A 6,751-nucleotide genomic window follows, 5' to 3' on the forward strand; every position below is an offset into this window, starting at 1 on the left:
TCAGCGGTTGGCCGGCGGTGCGATGTTCCACAGCCGCGGCCAGTCTTCGGAGGACAGGCCGTTGCAGGTCGGCATCTGCCGGTAATCGCTGAGCTGGAAGCTTTCGCCGTCGAACAGCCAGCGCCCGCTTTCACCGCAGTCGCCGATGCCGCGGGCCAGATAGAAGGTGGTCAACACTCCGGTCTTGGGGTCGTAGTTGGCGCCGCCCGAGCCGTCCGCGTTGTTCATGGGCAAGGCTTGCCGGCGCAGCTCCTCGAGCTTCGGCGGATTGCTGCGCGACCAGCTGCTGATCAGGTAGTCGCAGTTGTAGGCCGCGCAATCGCTCAGCACCACAGTCAACGCCCGTTGCGCGGTCAGCGGATAGACCTCGACCTGGGGCTCGGCCACATAGTCTTCATCGTCGTTCGGCGTGCCCGGTGCAGCGAGTTTCACGGCGGCCGCCGAAATGCGCGTGCGCTCCGCCTCTGTCAGTTCCGGAGCCCCCGGATAAGCCCGCAATTGCGCCGGCAGCGGCCGCGCCGGTACCTCGCTGGCCGGACGCGGGCCTGGCCGCCACAAGGCCGTCACGCCATCGACCCGGCCCTGCACCGAGTCCATCAGCAACAGCGCCGCCGACAAACCGGACAATGGCACTCGGGCTTCGTCGTTCCCTGCCAGCTTCAGTTCCTCGGCATTGCGCAGGCGTTCCAGCCACTGGCGGGCCCGGGTCGGGTCGGCGATTTCATAGCGGGTGACCTGGATTTGCGCGCCCTTCTTCTCCGGCAACAGCACCAGGGCGTCCAGCAGCTGCGGCTCCAGCGGCTGGCCGTCGAGGCGCAAGGCCGACAGCTCGGCGGGTTCGCCGCGCTGGTCCAGGCGTATTTCCAGGGGGCCGTCGGGGCCGGCGCGACGCTGGATGTGCAGGGTCAGGCTGCTGTATTGCACGCCGTGCTCGCCGTTGGGCGCGCTCAGGGCGTGGCAGCTGCGCAGGTTGTCGCAGCCGGTGATCCATTCCTTGGTCTGGCGCAGCAAGGGCACCTTTTCCGCGGCGTTCTGCGCCAGCGCCTGGGCGGCGCTGGCCGTCAGCAAAAGGACCATCAGGGTGCGCTGCAACATGGGACTTTCCTTGTCGGGCAAAAGCGCCGATTGTCCCACGCCGGACACTGGCCTCCCAGTTTTTTTGCCTTCAGGACGAGGGTTTCGCCGCGTCCTGGCGCGCCCGGTATTCCCCCGGCGTCATCTTCGCGTAGCGCTGGAAGAACCGGCTGAAATACGCCGGGTCCTTGAACCCCAGCTGGTAGCAGATTTCGTTCACCGAGCTGGCGGTAAACAGCAGCAGGCGCTTGGACTCCTGCATCAAGCGCTCGTACACCAGGCGTTTCGACGGCAGGTCGGCGATGCGCCGGCAGACGTCGTTGAGGCGCGCCTCGGTGACGCCGATCTGCCCGGCATAGCGCGACAGTGGCCAATGCTCCAGGTACTGGGCTTCGATCAGTTCGTTGAAACGATGGAAGATCTGCAGGTCTTCGTGGCGCGCCGGGCGCGCCTTGAGGGAATTGGCCGAGAGCCTGAGCAGGCTGATCATGATCAAGCGGGTCAGGGCCTCCAGCGCCGACGCATGCCCGGCGCCCTGCCCGGCGACTTCCTCCTGCAACTCATCGAACAGCAGCGCCAGGCGCCGTGCCTCGCCAGCGAACCCCGGGCCCAGGCGCGCCAGGGCCACGCAGGCCGGCGCCACCTGGGGGCCGCTGGCGAGGCGGCTGTCGGCTTCGATCAGCTCCCACACCAACTGCTGGCGCACTGTCAGCACGTGGCCTTCGCTGTCGGCCTCGGTGACGAAGGAATGGGCAATGGTCGGCGGCGTGAGGAAAAACATCGGCCCCGATTCCAGGTATTGCTGGTCGTCGAGATAGACCCGCACCGCGCCGCTTTTCACGTAGTGCACCTGGAAAAACCGGTCGTGGCGGTGCACCGGCATGTTGCGGCCGAAGAACCCGGCCAGGTTGCTCAGCTTGTCGTAATGCACCTGCGAGTCGGCGTAACGCTGGTCGTAGACCTGGCCGATGTTGATGTTGGGGATCGGCTGGCGATCGCTCATGGTTGCGTGTCTCTTTTTTCGCTCGCGGCGCTTTTTATTTTCGCCCACAGCGCTTTTTTATTTTTACCCGCGGCAAGCGCCCACATCCTGCGGGATTCGCGGCCTGTTCACCAGTACGGGGCAGACAGTTCGTGGTCGGGTCATGGCCGGCGCTTGACGATCGTTAACATATTAAATATAACGTTAACACATTAACGAAATCACCTCGTCTTCCGCGATGCTCAGGAGAAAACCACAATGAGCCGTGCACTGCATGAAGTCGCCACCGGCACCCTGTTCGGCGTCGCGCTGAACTACCAGGGCCTGTTGCGCAGCCACCTGGAATCCTTCACCCAGCCGCCCTACCAGAAGCCACCGGTCAAGCCGGTGCTGTTCATCAAGACCCCCAACACGCGCAACGTCCACGGCGGCGCCGTGATCTATCCGAAGGGTGTCGAGCGCCTGCAACCGGGCCCGGCGCTGGGCGTGGTGATCGGCAAGAGTGCCAGCCGGGTCAGCGTGGAAAACGCCCTGCAGCACGTCGCCGGCTACACCATCGTCAACGAATTCAGCCTGCCGGAAGACAGCTACTACCGCCCCGCCGTCAAGGCCAAGTGCCGCGACGGTTTCTGCGCCCTCGGCCCGGAACTGGTGCCGGCGGCACAGGTGGCCGATCCCCATGGGCTGGAACTCAAGCTGTGGGTCAACGGCGAGCTGCGCCAACACAACAGCACCGCCAACTTCGTACGCGGCATCCCCCAGTTGATCGCCGAACTCAGCGAGTTCATGACCCTGCACGAGGGCGACGTGCTGATCACCGGCACCCCCGAAGGCCGCGTCGACGTCAAGCCCGGCGACCGCATCGAAGTGGAGATCAGCGGCCTGGGCCGTCTCGCCAATCACGTTGTTGCCGAAACAGCCGCCGAAATAGCCGCCGAATAAGGAGCCGCCATGAAACACGCCCGCATCCGTTATCAAGGCCAGGTCCACGACGTTGTGGTCAACGCGCCCAACAGCGTGAAACTGGCCGATGGCCGTGTGCTCGCCGAGGATCAGGTCGAGTGGCTGCCACCGGCCACCGGCAGCATGTTCGCCCTGGGCCTGAACTACGCCGACCACGCCGCCGAACTGGCCTTCAAGCCACCGACCGAGCCGCTGGTGTTCATCAAGTCCCCCGGCACCTACACCGGCCACAACCAGGTCACCTGGCGCCCGGACAACGTCGCCTACATGCACTACGAGTGCGAACTGGTGGCGGTGATCGGCAAGACCGCGCGCAACGTCAAGCGCGAGGACGCCCTGGACTACCTGGCCGGCTATACGGTTTGCAACGACTACGCGATCCGCGACTACCTGGAAAACTACTACCGGCCCAATCTGCGGGTGAAAAACCGCGACGCCACCACCCCGGTGGGTCCCTGGATAGTCGACGTCGCCGACGTGCCCGAACCGAACCGGCTGAAGCTGCGCACCTGGGTCAACGGCGAGTTGCGCCAGGAAGGCACTACCGCCGACATGATCTTCGACATTCCCTACCTGATCGAATACCTGTCCAGCTTCATGACCCTGCAACCCGGCGACATGATCGCCACCGGCACCCCCGAAGGCCTGTCCGACGTGGTGCCCGGCGATGAAGTGGTGGTGGAAGTCGAAGGCGTCGGCCGGCTGGTCAACCGCATCGTCAGCGAGGCGGAGTTCTTCAGGATCAAGGCACAACACGACACGCAACTGGCGGCCAAGGAGCACGCATAAATGATCAAACACTGGATCAACGGCCGCGAGGTCGAAAGCCAAGACGTCTTCACCAACTACAATCCGGCCACCGGCGAAGCCATTGGTGAAGTGGCCAGCGGCGGTGCCGAGGAAATCGCCCAGGCGGTCGCGGCCGCCAAGGAAGCCTTTCCGAAATGGGCTAATACTCCGGCGAAAGAACGTGCCCGCCTGATGCGCAAGCTGGGTGAGCTGATCGACCAGAACGTGCCGCACCTGGCGGAGCTGGAAACCCTCGACACCGGCCTACCGATCCACCAGACCCGTAACGTTCTGATCCCCCGCGCCTCGCACAACTTCGACTTCTTCGCCGAGGTCTGCACCCGCATGGATGGCCACAGCTATCCGGTGGACGACCAGATGCTCAACTACACCCTGTACCAGCCGGTCGGCGTCTGCGCCCTGGTGTCGCCGTGGAACGTGCCGTTCATGACCGCTACCTGGAAGACCGCGCCGTGCCTGGCCCTGGGCAACACGGCGGTGCTGAAGATGTCCGAGCTGTCGCCGCTGACCGCCAACGAACTGGGGCGCCTGGCGGTCGAAGCCGGCATTCCCAATGGTGTGCTGAACATCGTCCAGGGCTACGGCGCCACCGCCGGCGATGCCCTGGTGCGCCACCCGGACGTGCGGGCGATTTCCTTCACCGGCGGCACCGCCACCGGCAAGAAGATCATGCAGACCGCGGGGTTGAAAAAGTACTCCATGGAACTGGGCGGCAAGTCGCCAGTGCTGATCTTCGAAGACGCCGACCTGGAACGCGCCCTGGACGCCGCGCTGTTCACCATCTTCTCGCTCAACGGCGAACGCTGCACCGCCGGCAGCCGGATCTTCATCCAGGAAAGCGTCTACCCGCAGTTCGTCGCCGAGTTCGCCGCCCGCGCCAAGCGGCTGATCGTCGGTGATCCGACCGACCCCAAGACCCAGGTCGGCTCGATGATCACCCAGGCCCACTACGACAAGGTCACCGGCTATATCCGCATCGGTATCGAGGAAGGCGCCACCCTGCTCGCCGGTGGCCTGGAACGCCCGGCCAACCTGCCGGCGCACCTCGCCCGTGGCCAGTTCATCCAGCCGACGGTGTTCGCCGATGTGAACAACAAGATGCGCATCGCCCAGGAAGAGATCTTCGGCCCGGTGGTCTGCCTGATCCCGTTCAAGGACGAAGCCGAGGCCCTGCGACTGGCCAACGACACCGAGTACGGCCTGGCCTCCTACATCTGGACCCAGGACATCGGCAAGGCCCATCGCCTGGCCCGTGGCATCGAGGCCGGCATGGTGTTCATCAACAGCCAGAACGTGCGCGACCTGCGCCAGCCGTTCGGCGGGGTCAAGGGCTCCGGCACGGGCCGCGAAGGCGGCGAGTACAGCTTCGAGGTGTTTGCCGAGATCAAGAACATCTGTCTCTCCATGGGCAGCCACCACATCCCGCGCTGGGGCGTGTAAGGTTGAAAAATCCGCTGTAGCCGTGGCCGCGGGCCGCGATCCGGCGCCTTGTTCACAGTCGATCGAGGTGTCCCGGTTACGACTGCTACGCAGTCGATCGCAGCCTTCGGCAGCGGCTACAAGATCGAACAATAAGATGTTTCAGGAGAAGCACCATGGGCGAAGTCGTCATGGCCGCCAAGGTCTGCCACGTTCCATCGATGTACCTGTCCGAACTGCCGGGCAAGCACCACGGCTGTCGCGAAGCGGCGATCGCCGGGCACAAGGAAATCGCCCGCCGCGCCCGTGAACTGGGGGCCGACACCGCGGTGGTGTTCGACGTGCACTGGCTGGTCAACAGCGGTTACCACATCAACTGCGGCGAGCATTTCAAGGGCACCTACACCAGCAACGAACTGCCGCACTTCATCAAGAACATGGACTACGACTACAGCGGCTGCCCGACGCTGGGCGAGCTGATTGCCGCCGAAGCCAATGCCGCCGATGTGCGCACCCTCGCCCACAACATCCCCAGCCTGGAGCTGGAGTACGGCACCCTGGTGCCGATGCGCTACATGCACATGGACGTACCGCCGGAGCAGCATTTCCAGGTGATTTCCATCGCCGCCTGGTGTGCCTGGCACAAGCTCGAAGACAGCTTCACCTTCGGCGCCGCGGTGCGCCGGGCCATCGAAAAGAGCGACCGCAAGGTCCTGGTGCTGGCCTCCGGCTCGCTGTCGCACCGTTTCTCCGACGACCGCGAGGCCGAAGCCAACATCCATAACTGGACCCGCGAATTCGACAAGCAGGTGGACCTGCGGGTGGTCGAACTGTGGCAACAGGGGCGCTTTCGCGAGTTCTGCTCGATGCTCCCGGACTACGCCGAGCACTGCTTCGGCGAAGGCCGGATGCACGACACCGCCATGCTCCTGGGCCTGCTCGGCGGCCCCGAATACAACCGGCCGGCAGAGATCGTCACCGCGCCTTTCGGCAGCTCCGGCACCGGCCAGATCAACGCCATTTTTCCACTCTAGACGCCGCGCCAGCCTCGCCAACCCAGCCCTGAATTCCAGGGCTGGCCGCCGAAGGTTCGCCCGCAAGGAGGATCACATGCCGCACTTCATCGCTGAATACACCGACAACATCGAGCAGGCCGCCGACCTGCCGGGGTTATTCGAGAAGGTCCACGACTGCCTCGGGGCCAGCGGCGTGTTCCCGCTCGGCGGCATCCGCAGCCGCGGCGTGCGCCTGGACACCTGGCGCATGGCCGACGGCAAGCACGACTACGCCTTCGTCCACATGCGCCTGCAGGTCGGCGCCGGGCGCGACCTGGCGACCAGGCGCAAGGTCGCCGAGGCACTGTTCGAGATCATCAAGGCGCACTTCGCCGAACTCCAGGCCCAGCGCCTGCTGGCCTTGTCGTTCGAGATGAGCGAGCTGGATGCCGAGCTGAACTTCAAGCACAACAACGTGCATGAGTTTCTCAAGCGGCAATCGTGACCT

Annotated in this window: 7 protein-coding genes; 5 read left to right on the plus strand and 2 right to left on the minus strand. The window is 64.7% G+C overall.

What is annotated here, in order from left to right:
* Both J4D52_RS27950 and hpaA read right to left on the minus strand, forming a co-directional pair.
* Nucleotides 1-1,095 carry a DUF1176 domain-containing protein gene (locus J4D52_RS27950; protein ID WP_102678023.1) on the minus strand — a complete coding sequence of 365 codons (1,095 nt, stop codon included), beginning with the start codon at nt 1,093-1,095 and terminating at the stop codon, nt 1-3.
* A gap of 70 nt (nt 1,096-1,165) precedes the next feature.
* Nucleotides 1,166-2,077 carry a 4-hydroxyphenylacetate catabolism regulatory protein HpaA gene (gene hpaA / locus J4D52_RS27955; protein ID WP_110721772.1) on the minus strand — a complete coding sequence of 304 codons (912 nt, stop codon included), beginning with the start codon at nt 2,075-2,077 and terminating at the stop codon, nt 1,166-1,168.
* 237 nt (nt 2,078-2,314) lie between these two features.
* Between hpaA and J4D52_RS27960 the strand changes: the two genes are divergently transcribed.
* The 5 genes from J4D52_RS27960 (at nt 2,315) to J4D52_RS27980 (ending at nt 6,748) form a co-directional block, all read left to right on the plus strand.
* Entirely contained in the window at nt 2,315-2,998 is a 684-nt protein-coding gene (locus tag J4D52_RS27960; RefSeq protein ID WP_102678021.1) for a fumarylacetoacetate hydrolase family protein, read from the plus strand.
* Nucleotides 2,999-3,007: 9 nt separating this feature from the next.
* Entirely contained in the window at nt 3,008-3,808 is an 801-nt protein-coding gene (locus J4D52_RS27965; RefSeq protein WP_102678020.1) for a fumarylacetoacetate hydrolase family protein, read from the plus strand.
* Nucleotides 3,809-5,269, plus strand: coding sequence for a 5-carboxymethyl-2-hydroxymuconate semialdehyde dehydrogenase (hpaE, locus tag J4D52_RS27970; RefSeq protein ID WP_102678019.1), 1,461 nt, complete (start codon nt 3,809-3,811; stop codon nt 5,267-5,269).
* Between the two features lie 155 nt (nt 5,270-5,424).
* Nucleotides 5,425-6,282 carry a 3,4-dihydroxyphenylacetate 2,3-dioxygenase gene (gene hpaD / locus J4D52_RS27975; RefSeq protein WP_102678018.1) on the plus strand — a complete coding sequence of 286 codons (858 nt, stop codon included), beginning with the start codon at nt 5,425-5,427 and terminating at the stop codon, nt 6,280-6,282.
* Between the two features lie 76 nt (nt 6,283-6,358).
* Nucleotides 6,359-6,748 carry a 5-carboxymethyl-2-hydroxymuconate Delta-isomerase gene (locus J4D52_RS27980; RefSeq protein ID WP_102678017.1) on the plus strand — a complete coding sequence of 130 codons (390 nt, stop codon included), beginning with the start codon at nt 6,359-6,361 and terminating at the stop codon, nt 6,746-6,748.
* Nucleotides 6,749-6,751: the final 3 nt, after the last annotated feature.

The organism is Pseudomonas sp. GW460-12-10-14-TSB1 (genome assembly GCF_017349775.1).
GTDB lineage: Bacteria > Pseudomonadota > Gammaproteobacteria > Pseudomonadales > Pseudomonadaceae > Aquipseudomonas > Aquipseudomonas piscium.